The sequence below is a fragment of the Brucella sp. LJL56 genome, assembly GCF_054871705.1.
Genome location: NZ_JBTXLQ010000010.1, coordinates 39,160 through 65,610, shown reverse-complemented (window position 1 = coordinate 65,610; position 26,451 = coordinate 39,160). Strand labels below are relative to the sequence as shown.

Here is a 26,451-nt window from a genome sequence, read left to right as displayed (position 1 = left end):
ATTCCCTGGGAATATTTCTGACATTAGGTCAGCAAATCACCCGCATTATGCGAACATAAAGAAAACTTTTGCTTAATGCCATCACCGCTGGCGCTTAACTGTGTGGATATCATTACGACGCAGGAAGGCGAATTTTCGCTCATGTTCTGTTGAGAGAGCGGCTGCGTGCAGCACCGCTCCCATAAGACGCCGAATGTCAGGCGCTGTTCTCATTCACACTTCCATCCAGACCTGATTGAGTATCTTAGCGGCCAGCGCGGCCTTATCCTGCGGCAAAAATCTCCCGTAGTGGCTCGCCACCATGTCCGGCGTATCCTGGATTGCATAGCTCGCCTGTTCGTAGGAGCCAGTGTGCTTCAAGATATGAGTGGCCAGGACGTCCCGGACGTTGTGCGGACCATGGGGAAGCAATCCCCTTATCGCGCCTCGGTCGGTATAAGGATTATAGATACCGTATCGCTGGATTGTGAGCCGCCACGCTTCGTAAAATGTCGTTTGGTCATAGGCTGCATCCTTGCTGTTTGTTTTTACCGTTTTGACAAACAGCGTGCCCGGATCGCGGGCATTTCTCAACAAGACCGCCCGGTGCCGTCCAATGTAATCATTCAGGAATTTATAGAGATCGAGCAGGTCGGGTAAAACCAGACGAAACGGCTTCGCACCAAAGAAAGACGAATTTGCATTCTTGAACGCATTGGAAGGAATGAGCACTTCCCAGCCCTGGTCACGGTCGCTCCAACGGATTTCTCCGCGCTTCATATCTTCAAGACGTCGCTCCGGTGTCGGGAAATTTCCACGGGGGCAAATAAGGAGCTGTCGCAAGTTCTTTTGACGCAAGCCGAGATGCAATCCAAGCCGGAGCATCAGGAACGAGCGAACCGCTTCTGCCGCTGGGACCGGATAGCGGTTTTCATCAGGTAATCGTTTAATTATCTCGTCCGTGATTTTCCGATATTCGGCAAGTGGACTATCGGCTTCCAGAACGCACATGATCGGTTCGAACGGATCCCGGTGAACCCGCATCACACGCTGGATTTCTCTGGAGCGATGTGTTGCATGTTTAAAGCACTCCGCACAGGCTCCGTGCCAATCCTGCTGTGCAAAATCGATTTCTTCCGCTGTCACCAATCCTGGAACAGGCTGCAGTCCCTTTGCTAATTCAGCATGTTGCCACATCCAACCGGTTTCCGGGCGTGTCATGCCGAGTATTGCGCTCAGCATGTCCTGCTCCCATGATGTGTAAAAGCCGCGGCGCTTTTCTCGCCACTGAAGGTACCAGTCCCAGATTCCGGGAAAGACGAGCAAACCGAACGTTATTTGCCGCAGAGGAATGCCGCGTCCCTTGACTTCACTATCTGGAGAAGCAGCAAGGGCGCCGAATAAAAGTCCAAGATGCTCAACCTTTTGAGACGCAGTTTCTTCTCCCCAAACACCATTTCTCTGAAAACCGACTGATGTCAGGGTTGCTGTCTTAAACCGCACAAGATTGGCCATCTCCATTGCCAGGCGGGGAGGAGCGTCTACGACGCCCGCGAGCAGATCGGGATCTTCGATAAAATCATCTTCATCCACACTGCCTTCGAAATCCAAAGTTTCCGATCTGGTGCGTGGTGACAATACTGCGCCATAAGAAATTCCAGGGAACCGGATCGCATATCTCTGTTTGGACGCCTTCCTCTGAAACTGGCGATAATCAGTCGAGCCCGATATGATCACACGCCGGACCCATTCGAGGATCTCTTCCCGTTTGCTAAAGGAAAGCTGATTATAGTCGTCTGGCAAATGCCAGACAATGCGCCGCCGTTCGGCGGCACTAACATCGCTGCCGAGGTCGTGACCGTATATTGATCGTGCCTGATGAGGCAGTCTGGATTTAAAATAACTCTCAGGAAGACGATATCGCTTTTCTATTCTCGTAAGTACATCGAAGCTATCGGCAGAGCGTGGCGTCTTCGTTCCATTCGCCCAATTCGATATTGTGCGGATGTCGAAAATCTCCTGCTGTTCTATGATTGCGCGGTGGAGGCGCCAGTAAGTCTCACCGAACCTGCGCATATGATAATTCAAGGCCTGCGGGAAAGTTTGCGGATCTTCGGTCCACGCAAACAGCGGTTCCGGAAACTCCTCAACAGGATCCGCCGGCGCTAAATTGGGCGACTTTGGACGAACAGGAATTCTCACCGAGGCCGGGGCCCGGTCCGGCTTTGGCAAACGCGCGGCGGGGCGACGATCCCGAATTTTATGTTTTGGCGCAATCTGATCGGGTTGGGGAACGCCATTGTCGACCCAGCGAATTAGCGCTTCCAGTGCGGGCCGGATAATATTCTTCAGCTTCTCCGTTAATTCGCAATCGATCCGGCTTTCCGAGACGAACGATAACCAGTCGATCTGGCTTCGACGCATCGGAGGCTTTCTGTGTTGGACGATCAGATCATCGAGGTATGACTTGGTCTTATCGAGTATTTCTTCGGACACATGTGGCCTGACGCGTTTGTCGCAGAATTCGGAGATCATATTGCGAAACTGAAGAGGTGAAGAAGTCTGTGTTTTCATTGCAGCCCAAATTACTAAATGACCGGCTTCTTGCCGGGGCGTGGGCTGCTAATGCGAATTAGTTAATCAATTCTGAAGCTTACAGAAATTATCGGGTATGCCTGAGGTTCATATCCTTTCAAGGCGGAGAAAAACAACTCCGTGATGCATATAGATCTTTTCAAACGTTTCGGTGGCTTAATGCAGTGTGCAGGAGCCTGATAGTATGAATCCTGAGATTAAAATGAATGCATATAACGCTAATTCTAAGGGAAGAGGCGCTCTCAGACGAAGAATGTCTTGGATATGTTTCGGAATGGATGTTAGTATATTTATTACTTTATATAGCATAATTATAATTTAACTCCTTGTATCATCATTAATATTAAATTGATATAAACAGTATTAAAATAAGCAGATTATATTAAATACAATATGCTTAAATGTCATAAATATTGCGATGACTATCACAAATATTCGGTCATATAATTCTTAAGCTTTTTGAATTCTTCCATTCAAGGATCCATGTTTTTATATATACGCCGGATTGTACATAAGGATCGGTCAAGTTAAACGAATCCAATTCTGCTAACGTTGCAACATTCGCAATTAGTAATGCGGCAGCGGTCGCATCACTGCCTTCTTGGAACGCGGGACCCGACATAAGAACCTCGAATGGTGCGTCAGCAATGTGTTTCTTGTGTGCATCATGAAGCTGCGCGCGTGCGTGGGTCTTTCGGGGATCTGAGACTGCAAATCGAAATGCGATCATTGTTTATTTCCTGCTTGGACAAGAACGAAATCGAACTTTGATTGCCATAGGCTGATAGATCCCGATGTGCGCTCGAAGGAGGCAATCAATGTCTTTTTAACGCCAAACACTGCATCCGATTTGAGGTAGGCGTCATCTGCGACGAAGGTATGGGTTATTAGCTTTTCATAGCCGTCTGCATTCACCAGGTAGTGCATATGAGCGGGCCGGTATGGGTGTCTGCCGAGATGGCCGAGCATTTCTCCTACCGGTCCGTCGTCCGGGATAGGATATGAGACCGGTTTGATGCCGAAGAACTCGTAATAACCATCATTTCCGGTTACGAAAATGCCACGGTTATTCCATTTCGGCTGTATGCTTGGCTGTTGGACGTCGTAATAGCCGTCTGCATTGTCAGACCATACGTCGATGCTCGCGCCTGCGATAGGATTGCCATTCAGATCAATTACTCGTCCAAAATAGCGACAGCTTTCGCCCTTGCCGTCTAGGGAAATGCAGTCGCCCATCTTTCGCAAGGGTGCGTTTTTTACATGGAAGGGTCCAAAAACTGTATTTTCGGTCGCACCACAGGGTCGTCTGTTGTTGATGGCGTCGACAAGCATTGAAACACCGAGCGTGTCGCTCAACAGAATAAACTCTTGCCGTTCTTCACTGCATATCCGCCCAGTCCGTGTCAAAAAGTCGACAGCGTACTCCCACTCCTTCTGTGTCAGAGCCACTTCCTTTATAAAACAGTGCAAGTGGCTGACCAATGCTTCCATGATTTCGGCGAGCCTGGGCGAGTTCGGTTTCATTCGTCCATTCACGGTTTCAGTGGAATTTTCCTCCGAAAAGTACGCATTCATATGTTCATCTCCCAATATAGTTCAGCGCGGGCGAGCGCCTTCCAGCGCCATTTCAAGGAGTTGCTGGATAGCTTGGCGCTCTAGGGGGCGGGGGTTCCAGTAAGCGTTTTTCAGGGATTGTTCGGCGGCCCGCTCTATATCGCGGCGCACGAGTCCAAGTTGAGCGAGAGAATACGGCGCGCCCAGGCGTCGTGAAAAGTCAAAGATGCCAGCAGGGATTGACGCGCCGAATAAGTCTTGAAGAGGCGCAAGTTCCACTGCCGCCGCCTCGCTATTGTATGCGACTGTGTATGGAAGCAGGATCGCGTGTGTTTCGGCATGAGGCAGGTCGAACATTCCTCCGAGCGTGTGGCAAATCTTGTGATGAAGCGACATCCCAACCGTGCCGAGAACCGTGCCGCACAACCAGGAACCAAACAAAGCGGACGTTCGCGCGTCCGTGTCGTCGGGATTTTCCCGTATTGCCGGCAATGCGATATGGAGGGCGCGGAGGCCTTCTATCGCCATTAGGGACGAAATCGGATTTCTGTCTTGAGCGTAGAGCCCTTCCAGCGCATGGGCCATAGCATTGAGGCCGCTGGTTATGCTGAGCTCGACCGGAAGCTTCATTGAAAAAGTGGGATCGTAGATCACAAGGTCGGGAAGGATGCCCGGGTCGCGAATGGTGGTCTTGGCGCCGTTTTCTGTCTGTCCGAGTATCGGGGTGACCTCAGATCCCGCATATGTGGTTGGAACGATGATCTGCGGTAGGCCAGTCCTGAGAGCGATAGCTTTTGACAGGCCGGTAGTCGAACCGCCACCGATAGAAAGGATTCCATCCGCATTCAGGTTTCTAGCGATTGAGACGGCTTTCTCAGTTGTGTCGACTGGTGTGTGCATGACTGCTTCACTGAAAATGCCAACGGAACTGTCTTTAATGATATTGGCTAATTCCATCGCTTCGTCACGCTGAGCGGCGGTGGACAGGACAAGAATTCGGTTCAATCCCATCCTGTCTCTTTCGTCGGGTAGCTTTTGAAATGTCCCGGCCCCGAAAAGAATACGAACTTTGCTTGAGTTGTAAGCGAATGAGTGCATGCCGATCCTCAGTCAATCTTGAGCGCACGATTGTCCACGCGCATCAGGAACGGATGAATCCGCGTGTCGGCCCAGACATGTGCGCCCTGAAATGGATCGTTGTGGTTAAATGAAACAACGTCTTCCAATCGTTCGGCTTCGACAATGAACATTGAGCCGATCATGGTGACTCCGTCCTCAGCGATTAGCGGACCTGAAATGACCGTCTTCACGGGAGTGCTTGCGAGATATTGCTTGTGAGCGTCGTAGTTGGCCAGTCGGCGGGGAAGGGCGTCTTCGAAATCGATACAATGGACGACGTAGAGCATGAGATTTTGCTTTCATAGTATTAGGATGAGGCCAACATACGCACAACTGATCGTCTCTTTTTCAGCATCTCTTGCAATGTTCAGAGTATCCATTCTGGATGTTTTGCCACTGGAGATTTGAACTGTGACCAGGTGATGTTCGGACACCACTAGAAGAAGACAGGCGTTTTGGAGAAGACAAGAATGGCAAAGCAAAGAAGAATCGGCTGGATAGGGGTTGGTAAAATGGGCCAACCGATGGTGCGTCATCTGTTGGCGAAGAACCATCATGTGGCAGTCTATGATAGAAATCCGGCAAACTGTCATACAGTTCGCGGAGATGGAGCCAAAATAGCTCCGTCTGTGGGTGAGCTTTTGAAGGACGCCGAGATTATCATGTCGATGATCCCCAATGATCAAGTTCTCGACGATCTCGTTTTCGGCGAATCTGGGTTCGCAGGCCATTTGAGCGAGGATCAGATATTCGTGGATTTGAGTACGGTTTCTCCCCGTATTTCGAAAAAGGTCTCCAACGGCATCCGGACAACCCGTTATCTGCGCGCGCCCGTTTCTGGGAGCACCCATACTGCGAAATCGGGATCCCTTACGGTCATGGTATCCGGCCCGCAGGCTGATTTTGAGATATGCCGGACGGCGTTCGAAGCGTTCTCAAGTCGACAATATTACGTCGGTCCGAGTGAGGAGGCGCGATATCTGAAACTCGTCCTGAACAGTCTTGTAGCAGCAAATGCGACTTTAATGGCGGACGCGTTACGGCTGGGTCAAGCGGGCGGGCTTTCGCGGAACATTATCATGGAAGTTATCTGCGAAAGTGCAGTAGTTTCGCCGCTTCTCAAATACAAGCGAACCAATATAGAGCAGAACGACTATCCACCGGCATTTTCCGTCTCCCAAATGATTAAAGACACGGGTTTGATTGCCGATGCCGCATCTGATGTCGATGTCGAAATGGCTGTCAATGCGCTTTCCCTAGAGCGTTTCCTTCATGCCGCGGAGAATGGTCTTGAAGACCGCGATTTCTTTGTGCTCACTTCCGAGACTGGGCACGCGTCAGGCTAAAGCACGATTCCCCGGGAATGGAATTGGTTCTGGGGACTATGGGTAATCACGAATAGAGGAGATCTTGATCAAGGGATTTGATCCTCGTGTTGGCGTCGGCCAAGGCCACCTTGATTGACTTGTGGCCAATCAACGCGTCGTGAACCTCCTCGCCCAAAATGGTTTCGATATGGATGTATTTGGGTATGGCGGGACGTTGCCATACGTTGAGCAGACGACGTTGCGACAGCGACTTTACCAGTGTGTAGATTGGTGAATTGAGGTTGGCTCCCGGGTCCCCCATGAGGCTGAAAAGAGGAGATAGCGGTAGCCCGTCCTTTGCACGCGCGAGCATCGCTTCAGGACTACACATCCAGGTGAGGATCTGCTTTGCTTTTTCCATCCGTAACGGCGGCAGATTGCTCGGAATTGCGAAGACGAATCCGCCTAACGGGGCAAGGCTTTTTCCACCTCTTCCAAACGGAGGTTGCAGATAGGTTACGCGCCGTTTGACGGCGGAATCGATCTGCATTTCGAAACGCGTCGCATGGATAGACCACGTATAGGCCATAGCCGCCTTCCCGCGTGTGAATAAGTCAAGGACGGTTTGGCGCGATGTTTCGAGAATATTCGGCGGCGATATGCTCAGAAGTTCTTTCATATACTCCAGCGCTTCGTGCGCCGCATAGCTGTCGATCAGTGCTCGCACTTTGCCCCCATTCATATCCTTTTTCTCAAAGCCGCCTTTTACCTGGGCGAGGTCCGGGATGGGAGCGCCGCAACAGCCGATAATGAACATGAACGTATGCGCGATATCGATGCCGCGACTGGCGTTCCAAACAATCCCGTAACGCCCGTTATTGGGGTCATGCAAGGCGCGACCGCATTTAAGCACATCGGCGAATGTTGTTGGAGATTTCAGGCCTTCAGTTTCCAGAAGGTCCTTTCGGGTCGCCAGGATTTCGACCGCAGCATAGCTGGGAATGCCAAACTGTTTTCCTTTCGATATCCCCATGTCCCAGACTTCGGGATTAAAGCTTTGAGGCACGATCCGTCTTGCGTCCGTGAGGGAGTTGAGGTTGATGACGGCGCCGGCTTCAGCAAACTGGCCAACCCACGGCGCATTCAGCGCAACGATATCAAAGGTGGATTCCGGCCGCTTGGCATTGGCCAACAATTCAGCATGCAAATCCTCCATGTTGCGCATATGGAAGTTCTGATAGGGGCCTAACCGTTTACGGAAATCGGACCAGAGATGCCGCAAGGACATGAAATAAAAGTCATTGTGAAGGAGAAAAACCGCCTTTTCGACGCCGTCTATGTTGCGAACAGCGCGAAGCTGGTCTTCGCTCAGCGCCAGTGCCTGATGATCCCCTCCAAAAAAATATTCCTCATCATTACTGAAGTTTTTGTCACCATAAACGCGCGCAAGTTCTACTTTGACCTCCTTTGCGTAGTTGTAGAACTGATCGAGTAGCAGATTACTGGGAATCAGTTGAAAGCGCTTGGTGTCAGAGCCGCTGAAAAACTTTTCCAGCATGTGTTCGCGCAGAAGTTCGTTTATCTTCCGGTGGGCTGTTGCATAGGGAAGCTCCGAAATCTGAATCAATTCTGTCAGAGTGACGGTCCCACCTTCGATGAAGCGCTTGACAACATGACTAATTATGCGCCAGTGCGCGTCATCCTCAACCTTGCCATGCATCAGCCGGAAGGCATCGCGAAGACGCGACATGAAAGCAATCACGCGTGCGATCTCATACGGGCTCAAGATCAAACTCTCCATCAGCATCCAATAGGTGGACACTTCGTGCGACCGTAGGTGAGCGGCAGATGCAATGCAAGAACGTTAACGTGAGAGATAGGCCTCGAACTGGCGGGCAACTGCGCATACAACATCGTCCTTGCCCATTGGTCCTACTATTTGCAAGGATACAGGCCGTTCGTTGATGGAGGGTAATGGGACAGCAATGGCCGGATTACCCGAAAGATTGAACGGGCGTACATTTTTGGTCAGCGAGACTGCGCTTCTATCGGTTCTCGCGTCCGCTAGCGCAGGCGGAAAGTCCGCAATAGTCGGTAGAACTAGCACGTCGACTGTCTCAAAGGCGTTTTCAAGCTCTTCGCGAAACTGCTTTCGTATGACTTCGGCGATCCACACGTCTTCTGCGGTGATACGCGTCGCCTTTCTAAGTCGTGTTAACACGTCATCGCCAATCAGTGAGGAATCCAGCAGGTCGCGAAATGCGTTCGCGGTTTCATATTCGATCATGGTTAAGCCAGCTGAAAACGCAGAGTCGAAATGTGCAAGCATAACCTTACGGATCGGCAGCCCTGTTGCGCGGACTGCGGCTGTTACCGCATCGGATATCTCGGGATTGCCATGAGGCGCAACAAACCCGAGCTTGTAGCTGCCGGAGGATTCCCTTTTATAATACGGATCAATGACCTCCATTGTCGTTTCAAGCTGGGCGATCGATTTTGCAAAGACACCAACGCAGTCCAACGAGGATCTGGCTGGCGAAACCCCGTTGCGCGGGATACGCCCGAACGTTGGCTTCAGTCCGAAGACGCCGCAGCAGGCGGCAGGTATTCTTATGGATCCGCCAGTGTCGGTGCCAATCGCTACATCGGCAAAGGACGCGGCGACTGCCGCCGCGGAACCGCTGGAGGAACCACCGGGAATAAGCTTCGGGAAACGCGGATTGACGGGGGTGCCGAAGGCATCATTTATGCCGGTAATACCAAAGGCAAGTTCGTGTAGCTTCGTTTTGCCAACGATAAGGAAATTGGCATCAAGTAGTCGCTGAACGACCGTGGCGCTTTCGAGAGCAGGCGGTTCGGTCAGATAAACGCGGCTTCCCGCCGTCGTGCCGAGCCCCTTGATATCGATGTTATCCTTGACCGCGACCCGTAGTCCATTGCCGCCTAGCGACGTTCGTATGACAAATGGCGATTGGGGCGATCCCAACAAATTCTGTAAAGAGTTCATCAATTGATCCGGCGTCCGGTTGTCTCATCGAAAAGGTGAATATGCTCGACCTGCGGCGCAACACGCACGGTAGATCCCGGGGTCAGGTCGCTGCGGCCCGAAATTGCGAAGTGCACCGGTTGCCCGTCGATTTCAGCGGTGACAAGGGTCTCCGCCCCTGTTGGTTCAACGATGGTGACGGTTGCGATCGCGCCAAACTCGGAGACATGCATATGTTCTGGACGGACGCCATAGATCACAGACCGGCCAGTCAGGTCGGCACACTGCGGCAAGGGAAGCTTAATGCCGCCGGCGGTGATGAAGTTATCGGTGGCAACTTTTCCCGTGACAAAATTCATCGCAGGCGACCCGATGAAGCCCGCAACGAAGATATTGGTGGGGCGATCATAGACGTCGAGCGGTGCGCCGACTTGCTCTATGAGCCCGTCTTTCATGACGACTATCTTGTCAGCCATGGTCATTGCCTCGACCTGATCATGCGTGACGTAGATGGTCGTTGTCCTGAGCCTTTGGTGAAGTGACTTGATTTCGGCTCGCATTTGCACGCGCAGTTTGGCGTCCAGATTGGACAGAGGTTCGTCGAACAGGAAGACTGCGGGGTTGCGGACAATAGCGCGTCCCATTGCGACGCGCTGGCGCTGTCCGCCGGAAAGCTGCTTGGGGTAGCGATGAAGAAGGGCGTCCAGTCCGAGGATTTGAGACGCGTGTCGGACCTTCCGACCAATCTCCTCTTTATCCGCCTTGGCCAGCTTTAGTGCAAAGCCCATATTCTCTGCCACGGTCAGATGCGGATAGAGGGCGTAGTTCTGGAAAACCATAGCTATGTTCCGCGCTTTGGGCTCAAGCTGGTTTACGATGCTGTCGCCGATCGAAATTGTTCCGGCGGTGATGTTTTCCAGCCCTGCAATCATACGCAGCAGGGTGGATTTTCCGCAACCTGACGGTCCTACGAGCGTCACGAAGGATCCATCATCGATAGCGACACTGATGTCCTTCAAGACGGAGAAGTTATGGTAAGCTTTCTGTACATTATCCAGAGAAACGGAAGCCATGGATTGCCTCGTAGCTGGCGCCGAGGGGCGCTTGATGTTGTTGAATTAGCCTTTGACTGCTCCGGCGCTGAGACCTGAAACGAAGTAGCGTTGCACAAGCAGGAAGAGGAGGACAGGCGGGATAGTGAAGACGAGCGCCATGGCCATGATCTGGTTCCACGGAGTGACGTACTCACCGAATAGCGACGACAAACCAATGGTCCCCACCCATTGATCGACGCTGCGCAGCAAGGTGCGAGCAAGCATGAATTCATCCCAAGCGTTAAGGAATGAAAAGATCGATGCGGCGATAACACCCGGAAGCGAAAGAGGCGTTACGATTCTCAGTGCAATATAGTACCACGATGCGCCGTCGATACGAGCCGCCTCGTCTATTTCGAAAGAAACGCCGTCGAAAACGGTCTTCAGCATCCAGACCATGACCGGTAACGCGAATGCCGCATTTGCTACGATAACGCCAACCAGACTATCCGCCAGTCCAAAGCTGATGAACGTTGTGTAGAGCGGAATGATGAGAACGATTGGCGGCATCATTTGCGTTCCCAGGATCGACAATGTCAGAAGACTCTTGTGTCTGAATTTGAACCGGGACAAGCCATAAGCGGCCGGAATGCCGATTGCCAGAGCCACCAAGGTTGAAAGAGCTGCGACCAGGAAGGAGTTCAGAAGCCAATGGAAAAGGCGGGTATCGAAGAAAATTGTACTGAACGTTCCTATAAAATGCCCATCCGGCAATAGGGCAGGAGGGTATGCTGTGGCGGCTGCATCGCTTTCAAAAGATGACTTTACCATCCAGAGAAGAGGGATCGAAATAATGAACGCCAACAGATAGGCAAGCAGGACGAGAGACCAGTGGGCTCTTTTCGTTGAATGGGATCCGGTGCTCATGCCTGGTTACCTCGTGCGTTGATGACAGCAAAATAAATACCGGCACATATCATTGAGATCAGCAGAACTGCGACGCCAAGGGCTGCGGCGGTGCCTGGATGAAACTGCTGGAACATTTCAAGATAACTGCGCAGCACGATCGTTTCGGAGCAGCCAGCGGGACCTCCGCCTGTAAGGAGGTAGATCGCCGTAAAAGATCGCCCGAAACACCAGATCATCATCAGAAGCGTGAGCATCACGGTTGTTGATCTCACGCCGGGCAAAGTAATATGCCAAAACGCCTGTAGTGCGGTCGCCCCGTCCACTCTAGCCGCCTCGTAGTGCGAGCCGGGAATTGATTGCAGTGCCGACAGCATCATGACCATGCCGAGCGGAAGCAGCTTCCAGATCGATATTCCAGTAAGCGTGACAAGCGCATTCGGGCAGCTGTTCAGGAAGTCCACCGAGAGATGGGTGCCGAACAGTGTCGAAAGCAAATAGTTGATAACGCCTACATCGAAGTTAAATAACAGCGAAAAAATTAGGCTCGCTGCAACATAGGGTATTGCCCAGGGTACGATGAACAACGCCCGTACAACAGCGCGACCGGGAAAGTGCTGATTTAACAAAATGGCGATTGCCAGACCGAGCCCCCAGACCAAAACAACATTGCCAAGTGTGTAGATCACTGAAGTCGCAACGAGCTTCAGAAAATCTTCCGCGCCGATGATCCTGGCGTAATTTGCGAACCCCACAAAGGCGGGATTTCCCCCCATTGTATCGGCATAAAAGCTCATCTTGAAAGTCTGCCAGACTGGAAAGACAAACACCGCGATAAGTGAGACGACACAGGGACCAAAAAAGAGTAGTAAATGCATATGCGGGCGGGACCGCACAGATTTGGTTGGGGTCTGATCTGATGTGGTGGCTGACATGTTCTACCTCGAATGGACCGGACGGTTTTCGCGTCCGGTCGTGCGTGGCTATTTCTTGGTTTCCATGAATGCCACCAGATCTTTCTGGATGGCGTTGGCGGTATCTTCCGGTGTAGCGCCGTTAAACAGCATTGCTTCGATACGCTTCCCGATCAGTGAGATCACGTCGCTACCATATTGCTCGACGCCTTCCGGCGCATAGCTAACAGCTGTGCTGGCGAGATTAGTAAAGGTTTCGAACCAAGGGTTTTCCTTAAGGTAATCAGCTGGAACCATGCCCTTACGACCGGGAATGACACTTGCCAGTTGTACAAGGCGTTCCTGCCATTTCGTCTCCAGCATCATCATCAGAAGCTTGGCGGTCTCATCCTTGTTCTGGGATGCTTTCGGTATTGCAAGGAAGCTTGTGACTGTAATGGGCTTTCCAGCGCCGAGAGGCAGTGGTTCCGTAACCAGATTGTTGTAGGTCTCTGGATTGCCGGATTTCGCCATTGCAGCCATAAACGGTCCAGCTGCATACATGGCGATCTTGCCATTTACAAACATTGGTCGGAAGACTTCGAACTTGGCTCCTTTGGGCACAAGATTGCTTGTTACCACATTCTTGTAGAACGTCAGGGCCTTTATCATCTCTGGCGTATTGGCCGTTGGTTTGCCTTCAGTGAAAAACTTTCCCCCGAAACTGGCGATGATCGGTGCGTATTCCAGATATTGCTGGGAAGGCGCGCCGGAGTAGGCGGAAAGAGCAAGTCCGAACTTCTGTTGCTTGGGATCGCGAAGAACTTTGACCGCTTTCTCAAATTCCTCAGCGTTTTTAGGGATGCCGAGGCCCGCGGCATCCAGCATGGTTTTATTGATAAAGAGGGCGCGTGGGTTGGTGGCAAAGGGGATGCCGTATATTTTACCGTCCTTAACCGCCAGTTGTTCTGGTGCTATGAAATCATCGAGCTTGATCCCCGCGGCATCGAGGTAGTCGTTGAGAGGCTCGAGAAGATCAGCTTCGATATATCTTTTGAAATCAGGATCGAAAGCCGTCAGAACGTCTGGCGGATTGCCTGACGAGATATCGATGAACATCTGGTCGGCAAAAGACGCGAATGGGATGAACGTGTCCTTGATGGTGACGCCCGGATTTTGCTTTTCAAATTCGGCTTTAAGTTCCTTAAGGAAGGCGCCATACGTTGGTTCCGTCCATTGGAAAGTGGGATAATTAATATCTGAGGCCAATGCAGATGTTGCAAACACCATGGCGGTGGCGCCAGCCAACGCAACGCGTTTTAGAATCGAGAGCGCACGAAACGTGTTGCGCTCTCGGTTTTGTTCAGTCCTGCCCCGGTTTTCAGGTTGCATTATTTGTTCCCCTTTTTGTTTCTAGTTGCTAGCGCGCGAGTTGCGGATTGAAAAGCACAGAGCTTTTCGGGATATTCTCGGCCCAGCCGGGTGTAAGCGGCGCAATGAAGACGTTTTCCGTGCGGTAGCGTGACATCTTCCACACGTCGTTCACCTTCTTGAAGGCATTGAACAGCCGACTTGACCGCAGGACCGAAGAGCCGTCGCTGAAGATCCAAGGCTGAAAGTGAACCCACTTGCCCTCTGCGGTATCACCGTTGACGGTGATATGCTCTGATGTCAAATAGTGGCAGTTGAGCAGCATCTCAGGTTCGCGGGGCTGGAAAAAGCCTTGGAAATGCGCAACCAGCTCTGCTTTTCCGGAGCTGAAACCAAACTGATTTTCATAATACGGACCAACGCCTTCCCAAGTCGCATCATCGGAGAACAGGTCAACAATGAGCTCGATACGTTGTTCTGGCGTCATATCTCCTTCAGGTAGAGGCGTGTCGCAAAGCAACATATAACGGCTGATGATACGGCGGATCTCCGATTCTGCTGCTAGCCTGTCAAGCTTTGCGGATAGTTTCGCAATCTGTTCCTGTAGTTCTTTTTCCATGTGTATTTTCCTTACGTGTATTTAGACAGACTGTAGAATTTTAACTTCGACGTCTTTGGTGAGATATGTCATGCGTTCGCTCCAGAACGCCTGAAACGTTTCGCCGTTGAAATGGCGATCCAAGTCGGCCTGGCTGGCCCAGCGTTCGTAGAAGACGAAAACCGAGTTGTTGTCTGCAAGCGTGGACAATTCATAGGCGAGGCAGCCCTGCTCCAGCGCTGATGCTTTCGCCAGTTCTTTTAATCTGGCTTCGAGTTCGTCTCGCTTTTCAGGTTTTGGGTACTGAAATGCTATGAGTGAAATGGAAGTGTCTGGCACAAGCTCTGCTCCACATCGCAGGGTTTAACCGTCTCGCCAATGCAGGAAGTGACACCGGCGCCGGTTAGCAAACGATAACGTTGAACGGAGTTTGGGGAGCTACGCAAACATCCAAAATGGATAATTGGCGTGTTGAAGCGATAAGTTTCCAGAAAAACTAACTCAGTTGAACACCAGGGTGTTCTAAAAATGAAAAATTAAATGACAAAGGATTTATATATGCCGTTGCTTGAACATAGATTTAATATCTCAAAACGGCTGAAAAAAACTTTGTGAACAGTAAAGATTGAATGCATTTTCAATGCGGAAATCAAATATTTCCATTGGGCAAATTCCTAATCGTTAAAATGACGCGACAATTCATCCGTTTATTCTCTATCTTGGAAAGACATTAATGTCTTTCTATCGAAAGTTCCATACCGGTGTGAGATGTTTACTATGCGCCGGTTCTATAATGGGCGAATTTATTCCATATGATTGTAAATTGAGCTTTATGTAATTTTGTGCTCGCCATTGCGAATGGTCGTTGTGGGCAACTGTCGTGAAGGGTTAAGCTTTGGACCTTCACCGGTAATCGACGTATTGCACAACAGTGGGGAATGTTCGTCCTTTCACGATGAGGGGTCATTTGCCGTTAGTAAGGCGTAGCCGTCAAGAATCTTGACTGGCAATCTGTAATGAAGTGGCGCTCCGTTTGTCGAAATGAGTCATCTTGTTTTTGTATTTGAAACAAAAGCTCAATAAAATGGCCTGTTTTCCCCTCTGGCGCTTGGCTAGTAAATTGTCGGCACTGATATCACCTACCTCGATTCCATAGGGGCTGCCGCTATAATCTGCTTCTCGGGGAGACCGAAATCGCGATAGTTTCTTTGTCAAACCGTTGCAGGCGAAACCACCCAAATAACCTCACAGGCATTCTCGCCTACCGTCCAAAATCGCACCATAGATCGCGCCGGAAAGGCGAAACTGTCGCCGGTGTTGATAACGAATTGGCGTGCGTCGAGTTCAAGACCGAGCGTTCCCTGTAGCACCAGTCCGCATTTGCCGCCGTCTATGTTGGAATAGGGCTCGCCTGAATCTGCGCCCGGTTCCATCAGAAAGCGAAGCATCTGAATTTGCGGTTGGGTGTCAGGCGTCAGCAATTCCTTGATCAGCGCGCCTTCATTATAGGTCAGGAAGCGCCTGCAATTGCGCTGTACGATAAATTCATTGGCTTGATTTTCCGGGTCCTTATCACGATGGAAAAGCCAGTTGACCGGCATATCCATCGCCGAACAAATGGCTCTGAGGGTTTTGATCGATGGGGCCGCCAAGCCTCGTTCCACCTGGCTCAACATGCCGACAGAAATCCCTGCTGGTTCTGCGACCTGTTTAAGCGACATACCACGCATCTGACGGCGCAGGCGCAATGTTTCGCCAACCTGAACAGCATCGCTCTGCGGATCAAGGACATTCAGTTCCGTCGACATTTTCCACCCTCGCTTAGACTCAACTTGAACGATTATAAATAATGTGCAACGATTTAATAGAATTAAAAATATTTGACAAAAAATTTAATATGACCATAATTTTAGCACAACACGTACAGATCACAAACAAGAACAGGCCTATTAGTGCCGATCAAGCGTGGGGAATATTATCTCGGGATTTTGGGAGGAATCATCATGAGAGCTATGAGAATTGCAGCCATCTGTGCTGTTATGACGTCCGTTTCTGCCGTTGCAATGGCCAGAGATTTCACCGTTGCGGGATGGGGCGGCAATTATCAGGACGCCCAGCGTGAAGCCTATTTCAAACCCATCGCCGAAAAATTGGGTGTCAACATCGTCGAGACGACTTATTTGGGCGGTCTGGCTGAAATCAAGGCTATGGTCGATACCGGCAATGTTACGTGGGATTTTCTGATTATGGGCGGTTCGGAACTTCAGCTTGCCTGCGATGAGGGTCTGCTGGAACAGCTCGACTGGAAGGCAATTGGCGAGGACAATCTATTGCCGGGCGCTGCGACCGAATGCGGTGTCGGCAATGTGGTGATAGGCAATGGCTATGCCTATAATTCCAAAACCTTTCCGCAGCCCCCACAGGACTGGAAGGACTTCTTCGATCGCGAAAAATTTCCCGGCAAGCGCGGCATTCGTAATAGTCCGAGCATGAATCTCGAATATGCACTCATGGCCGATGGTGTGCCCCCGGATAAGGTCTATGAAGTGCTGGCAACGCCCGAAGGCGTGGATCGCGCCTTTGCGCAATTCGACAAGATCAAGGATCTGCTACAATTTTGGGAATCCGGCGCCCAGCCTATCGAATGGCTCGCCTCCAACAATGTCGCCATGTCCACTGGCTATAATGGTCGCGCAGTCATGGCCAAGCGGGAAGGCAAACCTATCGAATTTGTCTGGAAAAACCATCTCGTGAACATGGATGGCTGGGCGATGGTGAAGGGCTCACCTTACAAGGATAGGATCAACGATCTGTTCAAGATCGTCAATGATCCGCAGAACCAGGCCAAGTTTTCTTCCCTGATGCCCTATGGCCCATCCAACACCAAGGCGGCGGAATCCCTGACGCCGGAAATGCTTAAAGAGCTGCCAGCAGCCGATAATATCAAGGATGCAGCCTTTTATTCCGACTCTTTCTGGGTGGAGCATCTGGATGACTTGACCGAGCGCTGGAACCGTTGGGCAACCCAGTAAAGTCTCGGTTGTCAAAAACTCCTTGTTGAGTGGCTCCGGCGGTTAATCCGCCGGAGCAGAAGCCCCCAAAAGGTAAGCAGAATGATTGCAGCGTCCCGCAAGCCGGGCGGCAGCGGACTGGCAGCACTTGTCTGCCTGGCTGTGCCGCTTGTCATTTACATATTTCTCTATCTGGTGCCGATAGGTTCGGTCATTTCGATCAGTCTCGACAATCGGGAACTGTCGAGCAGTCTGGTGAATTTCAGCAGCGCGGACAGTCAAGATCGAAATGCCCAGGCTGCGGCTCTTGTGGCCGATATGCGGGCGATGGATGGTAGTCGGCAGGCGGCCGTTGCCCGCGAACTCAATCAGGAACTAAGCGGCTTTCGAACGCTGTTCCTCAAGACGGCCCGCGCGGCGGATACGATAGAGCCTGAACTCGCTGGACTTACAGGTTTTGATCCACGCTGGAACGAAGAAAAATACTGGACGGTTATAGCGCAGAATTCCGAGAGGATAAGCTTTCGTCATTTCGAACGAGCCACAGGCCTCAAAGTGAACGAGGAAGGCAGACTCGAGACCGGCGGCGACGACATATATCTTCAGATCATGTGGCGAACGCTGACCATCGCGATTCAGGTCACTCTTGTCACCTTGTTGATCAGCTATCCTCTGGCTTATGCGGCCTTGCACGCCCCGCGCAAAATGGCGGCTTTTATTCTGGTAGCCGTGCTGATGAGTTTCTGGACCTCTATCCTCGTGCGCACAACCGCATGGGTGATATTGCTTCAGACTTCGGGTGTTCTGAATACATTTCTGCTCTGGACCGGTTTGATAAAGGAACCGCTGCAGTTGATCTTCAACCGCTTCGGCGTCATCGTTGCCATGACACATGTGCTGCTGCCATTTGCCATCATTCCGATGATGAATGTGATGCGGACAATCCCGAAATCGCAGGTTGATGCTTCCCGCAGTCTCGGTGCAGGTCCGGTGGAATCTTTCTTGCGTGTCTATTTTCCGCAGAGCTTGCGCGGTGTCGGCGTGGCGGCGGGAACGGTATTCATCCTTGCACTTGGTTTCTATATCACCCCGGCACTTACGGGCGGCCCAAAAGATCAGATGCTATCGTTCTACATAGCAGACTTTGTCAAGCGCGCTCTCAACTGGGGTATGGCCTCGGCGCTTTCGGTGCTGCTTCTCTCTATCGTCGTGATGCTGGTCTCGCTTTTTGGTGCGCTTCGCTGGCTTGCAAATCGCAGGGGAGGGATCGCGTGATGTCCCGTATCATCTTCTGGACTTCGACTTTGTTTGCACTGGCTTTTCTGATCGTTCCACTGGTGCTGATCATGCCATTGGCTTTCAATGAGAGCTCTTTCCTGACCTATCCGATGGAAGGCTTCTCGCTGAAATGGTTCCATGAAGTTTTTGCGCAGGAGCAATGGGTACGCTCATTCGTCAATAGTTTGAAAGTGGCAATCGGTACGACGGTGGTTGCGCTTTTGGTGGGCGGTTTGGCGGCCACCGGCGTCATGCTCCTTAACCGCTGGCTACAAACCGTTCTGACGGCGCTGTTTGTGTCGCCGATGGTTGTTCCCAGTATCGTCATTGGTGTGGCCTTCGCCTATTCCTTCGGTCGCATGGGACTATCCGGCAGCTATATGGGGTTGGTGCTTGCCCACTCCATTCTTGCCGCACCGTTGGTATTTCTTTCGGTGATGACATCATTGCGCGGGCTCGATCCAGATCTTGACCGGGCTGCAGCTTCGCTGGGGGCATCGCGTCGTCATCGCTTCATGACCGTTACCCTGCCGCTTGCCGCACCCGGCTTTATGGCTGGTGCTCTTTTTGCCTTCACGACGTCCTTTGATGAAGTGGTTGCGGCGCTTTTTCTGGCCTCGCCGGAATCAACAACCTTGCCGGTTATGCTGTTTTCGGGCCTGCGGGATCGCTTGCAGCCAACGCTGGTTGTGGTGGCGCTGCTGCTATCGCTCATCAGCTTTGCATTGCTCGCTGCGATGCACCGGTTACAGCAACTCGGCAAACCGGCCAAACACTGAAATTCCGATAAAACGGAGCACTACCATGGCTTTTATCGACATCCGCAATATCAACAAGTTTTACGGAACTATGCAGGCCCTGCACGATATCTCATTGAGCATCGCGAAAGGCAGTTTTGTGACCTTGCTCGGACCGTCCGGCTCTGGGAAAACCACATTGCTGAAAATTCTGGCCGGGTTCGAAGATGTGTCGAGCGGCGATATTCGGCTCGAAGGACGAGATATCACCGCGCTCAAACCGGAAAAGCGCAATTTTGGCCTCGTCTTCCAGGGGTATGCGCTGTTCCCGCATATGAGCGTATTTGACAACATTGCCTATCCGCTAAAAGTTCGCCGCAAGAGCCGCGATCAGATTTCCAGTCAGGTCAATGCCATGCTTGAGCTGGTTCAGCTCACGAAGTTTGCCCGGCGCAAACCCCACGAACTGTCGGGCGGTCAGCAGCAGCGTGTGGCGCTTGCGCGAGCACTGGTGTTCGAACCAGATCTTCTGTTGCTCGATGAGCCTATGTCGGCGCTCGATAAGAAGCTGCGCATCGACTTGCAGGATCAATTACGAGACATCCACCATCGGCTTGGAACCACCTTCATCAATGTCACGCATGATCAGGAGGAAGCCATGCATATGTCCGATGGCATTGCTGTCATGAACCATGGCCGTATCGAACAATACGATACCGGGCATCAACTCTATCGTAGGCCAGGATCGCGCTTCGTTGCCGACTTCATCGGCAAGTCGAACATATTTGAAGGCGCACTCAGTCATACGGCCTCCGGACCGCAGTTCGCCACGGCTGAATTCAAACTTGGCGGTACAGAATTAAACTCGGCGACGGATCGAATTGGTAAGGCTGAACTGGTCGTGCGCCCCGAAGATATCCGGCTTGGCGCATCATCCGGCACTGTAAACACCGTCGGTGACATTGTGCTTTCCGGCGTTGTGGCCACATCAACCTATTCCGGTGACCGGGTGCTTTACACAGTCTCACTGCCGAACGGCCGGGCAATTACAACTTACGGCAGCGCACGTGAAGGAGCGCTCTTGACGAACGCGCCCGTACAGATCGCTTTCGATGCCAAAGACTGCATCTTGCTCAATTAAACAGGGAATGAACTCGTGAATAAACTCAAATCAGCAACAACTGGCAATCTCGGGTTCGGTGAGGCCAGCTATCCCAATCCCGCCCTTGTGCTTGAGGGAGCACCAGAGTTTCAATCCTGGCCGCTGCTCGACGGACGAATAGCAAGCGGGGTCTGGTCGGCGACAATAGGGCATCATCGCGTCGTGCGCGACGCAAGCACACTTGAAACCTTCTATATTCTCGAAGGAGAGATCACGCTTTTTGAGGATGGCGTGGATCAGCCAAGGCATTTCGGTCCGGGTGATCTGGTGGTGCTTGAACCGGGATTTACCGGCAGCTGGAAGACCACCAGCGCAGTAAAGAAAATCTATTTCACAACAAACCAATGACGGATCAGCTTTGGACAGCCGCGTTTGAGCGCTCTTAGCTGCCTCAGTGAATGTCCGGTTATGACGGAGGGGATATTATGAAGACCACGCCTTTCTGGTGGGAAGCGGCCGAACCGCAACATGGCGAACGGGTGTTCGACAAGACATCATGCAGTGTTCTGATCATTGGCTCCGGTTATACGGGCCTTTCGGCGGCCATTACACTGGCCGAAGCCGGGCAGACCAATATTATGGTTGTCGATGCCATGCGCATCGGGGAGGGCGCCAGTTCACGCAACGGCGGACAGATCGGCAATGCGCCGAAGTTCACGCTTGCTCAGGCAACTGCGCGTTTTGGGGAGAAACGCGCTCGGGAAATCATGGATGATTATGGCTCGTCCATGAAGTTCATGATCCAGCGTGCGCGGTCTCTCCCGGAGCCCATTGATCTGAACCTTGTGGGGAGCGTTGCTGCTGCCCATTCACGCAAGGATCTGGCAAAGCTGCGCGCGTTTCGTGATGGTCTCTCCTCGCAAGATCGAGAAAAATACGAAATCCTTGACGAGACGCAAATTCATAGTGTGCTCAAGACGGATATTTACCGCGGCGCGATGGTTCGCCACGATCAGGGAACGATCCATCCGGCCAAATATGTGCGCGCTTTGGCTAATCGCGCCCGAGCGCTGGGCGTGCGTATTTTTACCGGCTGGCGCTATAAGGGTGCTCGCAAAAGTGCCGAGGGACATATTGCGTTTCTGGATAATGTCCAGAACAAGTCCCCTGTGGAAATCCAGGCGGAGAAGATTCTGTTGGGTTTGAACGGCTATGTCGGGCCGGAAGTGAAGTGGCTTCGCCAGCGAAGCATTCCAGTCCAGAGCTATATGATCGCTACCGAGGAAATGTCCTTCGACCTATTGGAACGCCTGATCCCCAACAACCGGGCGGTGGGTGATACCAAGCATATTCTCTATTATTTCCGTCGCTCTCCAGACGGCAAGCGTATCTTATTCGGGGGCAGAGCGCGGTTCCGTAATTCCACCGAAGAACAAGGTGCCGCCGGATTGCGTGCTTTCATGGAACATACTTTCCCAGAAACGCGCGGCGTGAAATTGAGCCATGGCTGGCTCGGTAATGTCTGCTTTGCCTATGATTTCTGCTCACACGGTGGACGGATGGAAGACGGTATCTACTATTTGTCTTGCTGTAATGGCGGTGGCATTTCCAACCAGACCTATTTGGGTCACCGGATGGCCGAATATATGTTGGGAGCTCCCAATTCGGATCGCGGCACAATCGGAAGCCATTTCCCGCGACTCTATTTCTATAATGGAAATCCCTGGTTCTTGCCGGTGGTGGGGACGTGGTATCGCTTCCAGGATAGGGCAGCACGCTGGTTCGAATGATGAGCGGCAATCTTCTTTACCGGGCAAAATGAAAGCGCGAGACGAGGCGGGGTGTTCCCGAGAGCCTGATAAAACCGGCTCGTCCAGAATATGCGCGAGGGGCAGATAATATCATGTCGTCAGATGTGATGATGGCACGTCATAACGATACAAATGGAACCGGCATTGTAATGATGGTGCTGGCGATGACGCTTGTTCCGTTGATTGATGTTCAGGCAAAATATCTGGTGAGCGATCAGATACCGGCCATGCAGGTCGTTTTCCTACGCATGCTGCTTGGAACACTATTTCTGATGCCTTTTATGATCATTGACCGCCAGCCGGTGTTTCCGCCGCCGCAGGGCTGGCGGAATGCTTTCGCATTGGGCTTCTTCAGCATTCTTGCTGGCGTCTGCTTCTTTAGTTCCCTGAAATTTCTCTCAATCGCGGATGCGGTGGCGATTAGCTTTGTTCAGCCGCTATTTGTGACCTTGTTTTCGCGCCTACTTTTGAAGGAAAGGATGCGCTTTACCCGATGGATTGCACTGCTGATCGGTTTTGCCGCCACTTTGATCATTATTCGGCCAACGCATCATGCACTGGAAATGGGTAGCCTGCTGGCTCTCGTCTCGGGTGCGGCGATGGCTGGATATGTTATCGCCATCAAGAAGGGCTCAAGCGGGGTGCGCCACGTACCGCCGATTGCTCTGACCTTTCAGACGCATTTTTCGGCTCTCATTGTAGCGACGCCCTTGGTGTTCGTGTTCTGGCAGGAGTTGGATTTGTTTCAATGGACGATAGCAATTGGTATGACGCTGGTTGGTCTTGCGGGCCAATATCTGATCATCAAAGCCTATCATTATGGCGAAGCCTCACTCGTCGCGCCTTTTGCATATATTGAAATTATCACATCAACCTTCTTTAGCTGGCTATTTTTTGCGCAAGTGCCTGACTCTGTGACCTTTCTAGGTGTTGCGGTCTTGGTCGCCAGTTCCCTTTACGTTGTATGGCGTCGTTGATTAACGGCATAAATGTCGTCGTTCTGATTTCTGATTGGTAATTAGTAAATTAGCCTCTATATGTAGTTATTCTCAGCAATTTACTCTTTATTTGTTAAAGAAGAATCGAAATTTACTTCCATTCCGCGATACTTTTCTTGTTAAAATTGTAAAATATTTACTGTGTGAAGACTGTTGTTCAGGCTTCGTGGTGAGTGGTTGCATCGGTCTCCGATGTCCTCTTCTCGGCCGTGCTGATCCGTTAATTCGAATGAGCTTCAATTTCATCTCCCATTCTGTTCCTCGTCGGGGCAACGATATAGTTGCGCTTTGTATTATTGTATGCAAGTATCCTCGCACACATTTTGGAGGGTCGGCTGTTGACTTTTTCAGTGAGATTGAACGTCAAGTCCCAAGTGCTATTTGGCTTTGTTCACATGGGTTTCGATCAAAGACCGTTCGAACTCGGCGGGGTTCAGGCGTATCGGCTCTCGTTAAAGAACAGTCGTCCCACGATCGGCGGGGCGGCGAGCTTTTAACGAAGCTCTCTGGTCGATGAGTGCACTTCATCCCAACGGGTGACGTTTGTGTGGCGGATACACGTCTACCTTGAAGAAAGTCTTTCCCAAAAACTCAGGAGGAGTAACCGTGAACATTAAGTCTCTGCTTTTATCGTGCGGAGTGCTCGTTGCAGCCAACTCTGCATTTGCACAATCGAACGAGATTACCATTCAGATCTGGGGCTCGACGTGGGAAAATGGCCTGAAAGCCATTTCACAGCAGTTCGAGGCTGAAACGGGTATCAAGGTCAATGCCGTAACGCAGTCATCCTCGGGCGAGGGCCTCGTCAAGCTCCAGGTTGATCGTGACAATCCCATCGTGGATGTCTGGTTCGCAACCAATACCATTGCGAGCGAGGCGGCTCAGGACCAGAAGCTGTTCGTCAAGATTCCGCGTGACAAGCTGAGTAACCGCGACGAGCTGATCAAGGGGGCGATTGCCGATGATTGGGTCGGTATCTACTACTACCCGATGGGTATCGTTTACAATGTGGATGCCGTGCCGGTGCCGCCGACTTCGTGGGAAGATCTCTGGAAGCCCGAATACAAAGGTCAGATCATCGCCCCTGCCATGTCGATCTACTCCGGTTCGCTTCTCACGGTTGCGAATACTATCAATGGCGGCACCTCGGAAAATTACGATCCGGGATTCAAGGCGCTTGAGCAGCTCAACAAGAATGTCTCACTCTATTATACGTCGGACTCCCAGGCACGACAGTCCATTGTGCAAGGCGAGGGGACCATCCTCATTGGCCAAAGTTCACATATGAATGCGGTCGCAGGCGAAGGCATCAAAATGAAGATGATTTCCCCCCGCCCGGCACCGATGTATTTCGATGTCATGATGATGACCAACGGATCGCATCAGGAAGAGGCAGCTAAGTTTATCAATTACATCATCTCGGCGGCTGCCCAGAAAGAGATGCTGGCTCGGGTAAACATGGCTCCGGTTAACCGCAACGTGGAACTACCGAAAGAGCTTGCAGACTCTCTTCCTGCTGATGGCGAAGGTATCGTGATGGATGGCAGCGTCGTCCTGAAAAATATCAGCGATTGGTCCGTCCGGTTTGACCAGATCACGACCCGTTAATCCCTTCAGGCGGAAGTTACTGAACAGATCAGGTGGCGAAAGCCACCTGCTCCACTTTTCAAATTGATTTTACAATAAACAGTCGCTGGCAGTTTGTTTCGGCTCCCAGACTGGCACTCATATCTTTCGAGCACCCATGATCCAGACCGCCCCGCTTGTTGCCAGCAGGCTTCCTGAAGTCATCGCAAAGCCGTTGCCAGATATCGCAAATGCGATTGCAACTGGCAATGTAAGCTCGGTCGCGCTTACGCAATATTATCTTGAGCGGATCGAGCGGTTGAATCCGTCGCTGCAGGCGTACGTCATGGTCACCGCCGAGACCGCTCTTTCGCAAGCAAGTGCAGCCGACCAGGCCCTCGCCGAGGGCAGGTCCCTTGGATCGTTACATGGTGTACCTGTTGCGCTCAAGGACTTATGTGAAACGGATTTCGCGCCGACGTCCAATGGTATGGCTATCTTTCGTGATCGCCAGACTGGCCGCAATGCAAAGGTCGTCACTAAACTTCTGACGGCTGGCGCGGTAATCCTTGGCAAACTGGCCATGGCTGAGGGAGCTTGCTCCACCCACCATCCTGAAATGCCGGTTCCGGTAAACCCATGGGGCGCACCGTTCCGTGTAGGGTCATCTTCGTCGGGATCAGGTGTAGCGGTCGCGGCGGGCCTGGCAGCCGCATCCATTGGTAGCGACACAGGCGGCTCGATCCGGTTTCCAGCGGCTTATTGCGGGGTGACCGGGCTCAAGCCCAGCCGCGGTTTTGTCAGCACGGAGGGCATCTGCACCATGGCGCCCAGTCTCGATCATCTCGGTCCGATGGCGTCCAGTGCGGATGGGTGCGCTCTGTTGCTCGGAGCGATGAGCGGCCTCGGAAATACGCTTCCACCTTCTCCAACGTCGGCTCGCCGTTTTGGTTATCTTCCCGATTTGCTCAGTTCACGGCTCGACCCAGAGGTTCAAGCAGCCTATCGCCGTCTGCTTGATACAGCCGAGCGAATGGGTCTCGATCTCGTCGCTTGCACCGTGCCTGACGTTCCTGATCTGCAGGAGACGTGGGATTGCATCTGCGCCAAAGAGACCGCACGCAGCCATGCCCCCAGCTATCCTGCACAAAGCAAAGCCTATGGTCAGGCACTCGCCACGTTGATCGAAAAGGGATTGAGCCTGTCCGATGAAGATTATGCGGAGGCTCTGAAGCGGTATACCGAGATTACCGTTCTGTGGAACGAGCTGTTCGATGGCATCGACTGGCTGGCCCTGCCTGTACATGCAGTCATTCCGCCGTTGCTTGATAACGCGTTCGGCGCGCCCAACAAGGGGCTCGGCAATCCACTGGAATTCACTGCGGCGGCCAACCTTACTGGTCTGCCGGCGCTGGCGTTTCCTGCAAGTCGCGATTCTCGTGGATGCCCGATTGGCATGCAGATCATGGCTCCCATGCAAGCTGACTTTGCGCTGCTGGCGCTGGGTAGCCGCCTTCAGGAAAACGGCCTTTCCCCGCTCTCGCTAATCAGTGCGAAGGCGGGCGACTTCGAGCCGCTGAAATAGAGACTGTTTCGCGTTGGTAAT

24 protein-coding genes are annotated in these 26,451 nt (G+C 52.0%); 10 read left to right on the top strand and 14 right to left on the bottom strand.

Annotated elements, in window-relative coordinates:
- Positions 1 to 213: 213 nt before the first annotated feature.
- From ACYSN1_RS20735 to ACYSN1_RS20715, 5 genes are all read right to left on the bottom strand, one after another.
- The gene (locus ACYSN1_RS20735; RefSeq protein WP_461727399.1) at positions 214 to 2,553 is read right to left on the bottom strand and encodes a hypothetical protein; all 2,340 of its coding nucleotides are present in this window, start codon (positions 2,551 to 2,553) and stop codon (positions 214 to 216) included.
- A gap of 460 nt (positions 2,554 to 3,013) precedes the next feature.
- Entirely contained in the window at positions 3,014 to 3,304 is a 291-nt protein-coding gene (locus tag ACYSN1_RS20730) for a YciI family protein (protein ID WP_461727398.1), read from the bottom strand.
- Entirely contained in the window at positions 3,301 to 4,149 is an 849-nt protein-coding gene (locus ACYSN1_RS20725) for a dioxygenase family protein (RefSeq protein WP_461727397.1), read from the bottom strand. Before ACYSN1_RS20725 ends, ACYSN1_RS20730 begins: the two co-directional genes overlap by 4 nt.
- 21 nt (positions 4,150 to 4,170) lie before the next feature.
- Positions 4,171 to 5,226 (bottom strand): maleylacetate reductase, encoded by a 1,056-nt coding sequence (locus ACYSN1_RS20720; RefSeq protein WP_461727396.1) that lies wholly within the window; start codon positions 5,224 to 5,226, stop codon positions 4,171 to 4,173.
- Between the two features lie 8 nt (positions 5,227 to 5,234).
- Positions 5,235 to 5,534, bottom strand: a complete 300-nt coding sequence (locus tag ACYSN1_RS20715) for a YciI family protein (protein ID WP_461727395.1) — start codon at positions 5,532 to 5,534, stop codon at positions 5,235 to 5,237.
- Positions 5,535 to 5,717: 183 nt separating this feature from the next.
- Here ACYSN1_RS20715 and ACYSN1_RS20710 point away from each other — a divergent pair, with 183 nt between their 5' ends.
- Complete coding sequence (locus ACYSN1_RS20710) at positions 5,718 to 6,593, top strand: NAD(P)-dependent oxidoreductase (protein WP_461727394.1); 876 nt, start codon at positions 5,718 to 5,720, stop codon at positions 6,591 to 6,593.
- A 46-nt stretch (positions 6,594 to 6,639) separates the two neighbouring features.
- Here ACYSN1_RS20710 and ACYSN1_RS20705 read toward each other — a convergent pair whose 3' ends face one another.
- The 9 genes from ACYSN1_RS20705 to ACYSN1_RS20665 all read right to left on the bottom strand — a co-directional run bounded on the left by ACYSN1_RS20705 (position 6,640) and on the right by ACYSN1_RS20665 (position 16,150).
- Positions 6,640 to 8,340: an extracellular solute-binding protein gene (locus ACYSN1_RS20705; RefSeq protein ID WP_461727393.1), complete on the bottom strand. Its 1,701-nt coding sequence runs from the start codon at positions 8,338 to 8,340 to the stop codon at positions 6,640 to 6,642.
- Positions 8,341 to 8,418: 78 nt separating this feature from the next.
- Positions 8,419 to 9,561 (bottom strand): amidase, encoded by a 1,143-nt coding sequence (locus tag ACYSN1_RS20700; RefSeq protein WP_461727392.1) that lies wholly within the window; start codon positions 9,559 to 9,561, stop codon positions 8,419 to 8,421.
- A complete protein-coding gene (locus ACYSN1_RS20695; protein ID WP_461727391.1) occupies positions 9,561 to 10,613 on the bottom strand; it encodes an ABC transporter ATP-binding protein in 1,053 nt (350 codons plus the stop codon). Before ACYSN1_RS20695 ends, ACYSN1_RS20700 begins: the two co-directional genes overlap by 1 nt.
- Before the next feature lie 45 nt (positions 10,614 to 10,658).
- Entirely contained in the window at positions 10,659 to 11,501 is an 843-nt protein-coding gene (locus ACYSN1_RS20690) for a carbohydrate ABC transporter permease (RefSeq protein WP_182522866.1), read from the bottom strand.
- The gene (locus ACYSN1_RS20685) at positions 11,498 to 12,415 is read right to left on the bottom strand and encodes a carbohydrate ABC transporter permease (RefSeq protein WP_461727390.1); all 918 of its coding nucleotides are present in this window, start codon (positions 12,413 to 12,415) and stop codon (positions 11,498 to 11,500) included. Before ACYSN1_RS20685 ends, ACYSN1_RS20690 begins: the two co-directional genes overlap by 4 nt.
- Positions 12,416 to 12,463: 48 nt before the next feature.
- A complete protein-coding gene (locus tag ACYSN1_RS20680; protein ID WP_461727389.1) occupies positions 12,464 to 13,765 on the bottom strand; it encodes an ABC transporter substrate-binding protein in 1,302 nt (433 codons plus the stop codon).
- Between the two features lie 28 nt (positions 13,766 to 13,793).
- Positions 13,794 to 14,363, bottom strand: a complete 570-nt coding sequence (locus ACYSN1_RS20675; protein ID WP_461727388.1) for a nuclear transport factor 2 family protein — start codon at positions 14,361 to 14,363, stop codon at positions 13,794 to 13,796.
- A gap of 21 nt (positions 14,364 to 14,384) precedes the next feature.
- Positions 14,385 to 14,681: a putative quinol monooxygenase gene (locus ACYSN1_RS20670; RefSeq protein WP_461727387.1), complete on the bottom strand. Its 297-nt coding sequence runs from the start codon at positions 14,679 to 14,681 to the stop codon at positions 14,385 to 14,387.
- An 872-nt stretch (positions 14,682 to 15,553) separates the two neighbouring features.
- A complete protein-coding gene (locus ACYSN1_RS20665) occupies positions 15,554 to 16,150 on the bottom strand; it encodes a helix-turn-helix domain-containing protein (RefSeq protein ID WP_461727386.1) in 597 nt (198 codons plus the stop codon).
- Positions 16,151 to 16,345: 195 nt separating this feature from the next.
- On the opposite strand from ACYSN1_RS20665, the gene ACYSN1_RS20660 reads away from it, so the two are divergent.
- The 9 genes from ACYSN1_RS20660 to ACYSN1_RS20620 all read left to right on the top strand — a co-directional run bounded on the left by ACYSN1_RS20660 (position 16,346) and on the right by ACYSN1_RS20620 (position 26,430).
- A complete protein-coding gene (locus ACYSN1_RS20660) occupies positions 16,346 to 17,374 on the top strand; it encodes an ABC transporter substrate-binding protein (RefSeq protein ID WP_461727385.1) in 1,029 nt (342 codons plus the stop codon).
- An 81-nt stretch (positions 17,375 to 17,455) separates the two neighbouring features.
- Positions 17,456 to 18,628 (top strand): ABC transporter permease, encoded by a 1,173-nt coding sequence (locus tag ACYSN1_RS20655; RefSeq protein ID WP_109989741.1) that lies wholly within the window; start codon positions 17,456 to 17,458, stop codon positions 18,626 to 18,628.
- Positions 18,628 to 19,410: an ABC transporter permease gene (locus ACYSN1_RS20650; RefSeq protein ID WP_461727384.1), complete on the top strand. Its 783-nt coding sequence runs from the start codon at positions 18,628 to 18,630 to the stop codon at positions 19,408 to 19,410. The genes ACYSN1_RS20655 and ACYSN1_RS20650 overlap by 1 nt, the downstream gene beginning before the upstream one ends.
- 25 nt (positions 19,411 to 19,435) lie before the next feature.
- Positions 19,436 to 20,509 (top strand): ABC transporter ATP-binding protein, encoded by a 1,074-nt coding sequence (locus ACYSN1_RS20645; RefSeq protein WP_461727383.1) that lies wholly within the window; start codon positions 19,436 to 19,438, stop codon positions 20,507 to 20,509.
- 15 nt (positions 20,510 to 20,524) lie between these two features.
- Complete coding sequence (locus ACYSN1_RS20640) at positions 20,525 to 20,878, top strand: cupin domain-containing protein (RefSeq protein ID WP_176038173.1); 354 nt, start codon at positions 20,525 to 20,527, stop codon at positions 20,876 to 20,878.
- A 77-nt stretch (positions 20,879 to 20,955) separates the two neighbouring features.
- On the top strand, positions 20,956 to 22,260 hold the full coding sequence (locus ACYSN1_RS20635) for an NAD(P)/FAD-dependent oxidoreductase (RefSeq protein WP_461727382.1): 1,305 nt from the start codon (positions 20,956 to 20,958) through the stop codon (positions 22,258 to 22,260).
- 113 nt (positions 22,261 to 22,373) lie between these two features.
- Positions 22,374 to 23,258, top strand: coding sequence for a DMT family transporter (locus ACYSN1_RS20630; RefSeq protein ID WP_461727381.1), 885 nt, complete (start codon positions 22,374 to 22,376; stop codon positions 23,256 to 23,258).
- Positions 23,259 to 23,885: 627 nt separating this feature from the next.
- A complete protein-coding gene (locus ACYSN1_RS20625; protein ID WP_461727380.1) occupies positions 23,886 to 24,887 on the top strand; it encodes an ABC transporter substrate-binding protein in 1,002 nt (333 codons plus the stop codon).
- A 136-nt stretch (positions 24,888 to 25,023) separates the two neighbouring features.
- Complete coding sequence (locus ACYSN1_RS20620; RefSeq protein ID WP_461727379.1) at positions 25,024 to 26,430, top strand: amidase; 1,407 nt, start codon at positions 25,024 to 25,026, stop codon at positions 26,428 to 26,430.
- Positions 26,431 to 26,451: the final 21 nt, after the last annotated feature.

Bases quoted from the DNA above. Each gene is read 5' to 3' on its own strand.
- ACYSN1_RS20655 (WP_109989741.1), top strand. From the start codon at position 17,456: ATGATTGCAGCGTCCCGCAAGCCGGGCGGCAGCGGACTGGCAGCACTT.
- ACYSN1_RS20685 (WP_461727390.1), bottom strand. From the start codon at position 12,415: ATGTCAGCCACCACATCAGATCAGACCCCAACCAAATCTGTGCGGTCC.
- ACYSN1_RS20660 (WP_461727385.1), top strand. From the start codon at position 16,346: ATGAGAGCTATGAGAATTGCAGCCATCTGTGCTGTTATGACGTCCGTT.
- ACYSN1_RS20710 (WP_461727394.1), top strand. From the start codon at position 5,718: ATGGCAAAGCAAAGAAGAATCGGCTGGATAGGGGTTGGTAAAATGGGC.
- ACYSN1_RS20620 (WP_461727379.1), top strand. From the start codon at position 25,024: ATGATCCAGACCGCCCCGCTTGTTGCCAGCAGGCTTCCTGAAGTCATC.
- ACYSN1_RS20700 (WP_461727392.1), bottom strand. From the start codon at position 9,561: ATGAACTCTTTACAGAATTTGTTGGGATCGCCCCAATCGCCATTTGTC.
- ACYSN1_RS20695 (WP_461727391.1), bottom strand. From the start codon at position 10,613: ATGGCTTCCGTTTCTCTGGATAATGTACAGAAAGCTTACCATAACTTC.
- ACYSN1_RS20725 (WP_461727397.1), bottom strand. From the start codon at position 4,149: ATGAATGCGTACTTTTCGGAGGAAAATTCCACTGAAACCGTGAATGGA.
- ACYSN1_RS20680 (WP_461727389.1), bottom strand. From the start codon at position 13,765: ATGCAACCTGAAAACCGGGGCAGGACTGAACAAAACCGAGAGCGCAAC.
- ACYSN1_RS20735 (WP_461727399.1), bottom strand. From the start codon at position 2,553: ATGAAAACACAGACTTCTTCACCTCTTCAGTTTCGCAATATGATCTCC.
- ACYSN1_RS20630 (WP_461727381.1), top strand. From the start codon at position 22,374: ATGTCGTCAGATGTGATGATGGCACGTCATAACGATACAAATGGAACC.
- ACYSN1_RS20645 (WP_461727383.1), top strand. From the start codon at position 19,436: ATGGCTTTTATCGACATCCGCAATATCAACAAGTTTTACGGAACTATG.
- ACYSN1_RS20715 (WP_461727395.1), bottom strand. From the start codon at position 5,534: ATGCTCTACGTCGTCCATTGTATCGATTTCGAAGACGCCCTTCCCCGC.
- ACYSN1_RS20675 (WP_461727388.1), bottom strand. From the start codon at position 14,363: ATGGAAAAAGAACTACAGGAACAGATTGCGAAACTATCCGCAAAGCTT.
- ACYSN1_RS20720 (WP_461727396.1), bottom strand. From the start codon at position 5,226: ATGCACTCATTCGCTTACAACTCAAGCAAAGTTCGTATTCTTTTCGGG.
- ACYSN1_RS20690 (WP_182522866.1), bottom strand. From the start codon at position 11,501: ATGAGCACCGGATCCCATTCAACGAAAAGAGCCCACTGGTCTCTCGTC.
- ACYSN1_RS20635 (WP_461727382.1), top strand. From the start codon at position 20,956: ATGAAGACCACGCCTTTCTGGTGGGAAGCGGCCGAACCGCAACATGGC.
- ACYSN1_RS20665 (WP_461727386.1), bottom strand. From the start codon at position 16,150: ATGTCGACGGAACTGAATGTCCTTGATCCGCAGAGCGATGCTGTTCAG.
- ACYSN1_RS20650 (WP_461727384.1), top strand. From the start codon at position 18,628: ATGTCCCGTATCATCTTCTGGACTTCGACTTTGTTTGCACTGGCTTTT.
- ACYSN1_RS20730 (WP_461727398.1), bottom strand. From the start codon at position 3,304: ATGATCGCATTTCGATTTGCAGTCTCAGATCCCCGAAAGACCCACGCA.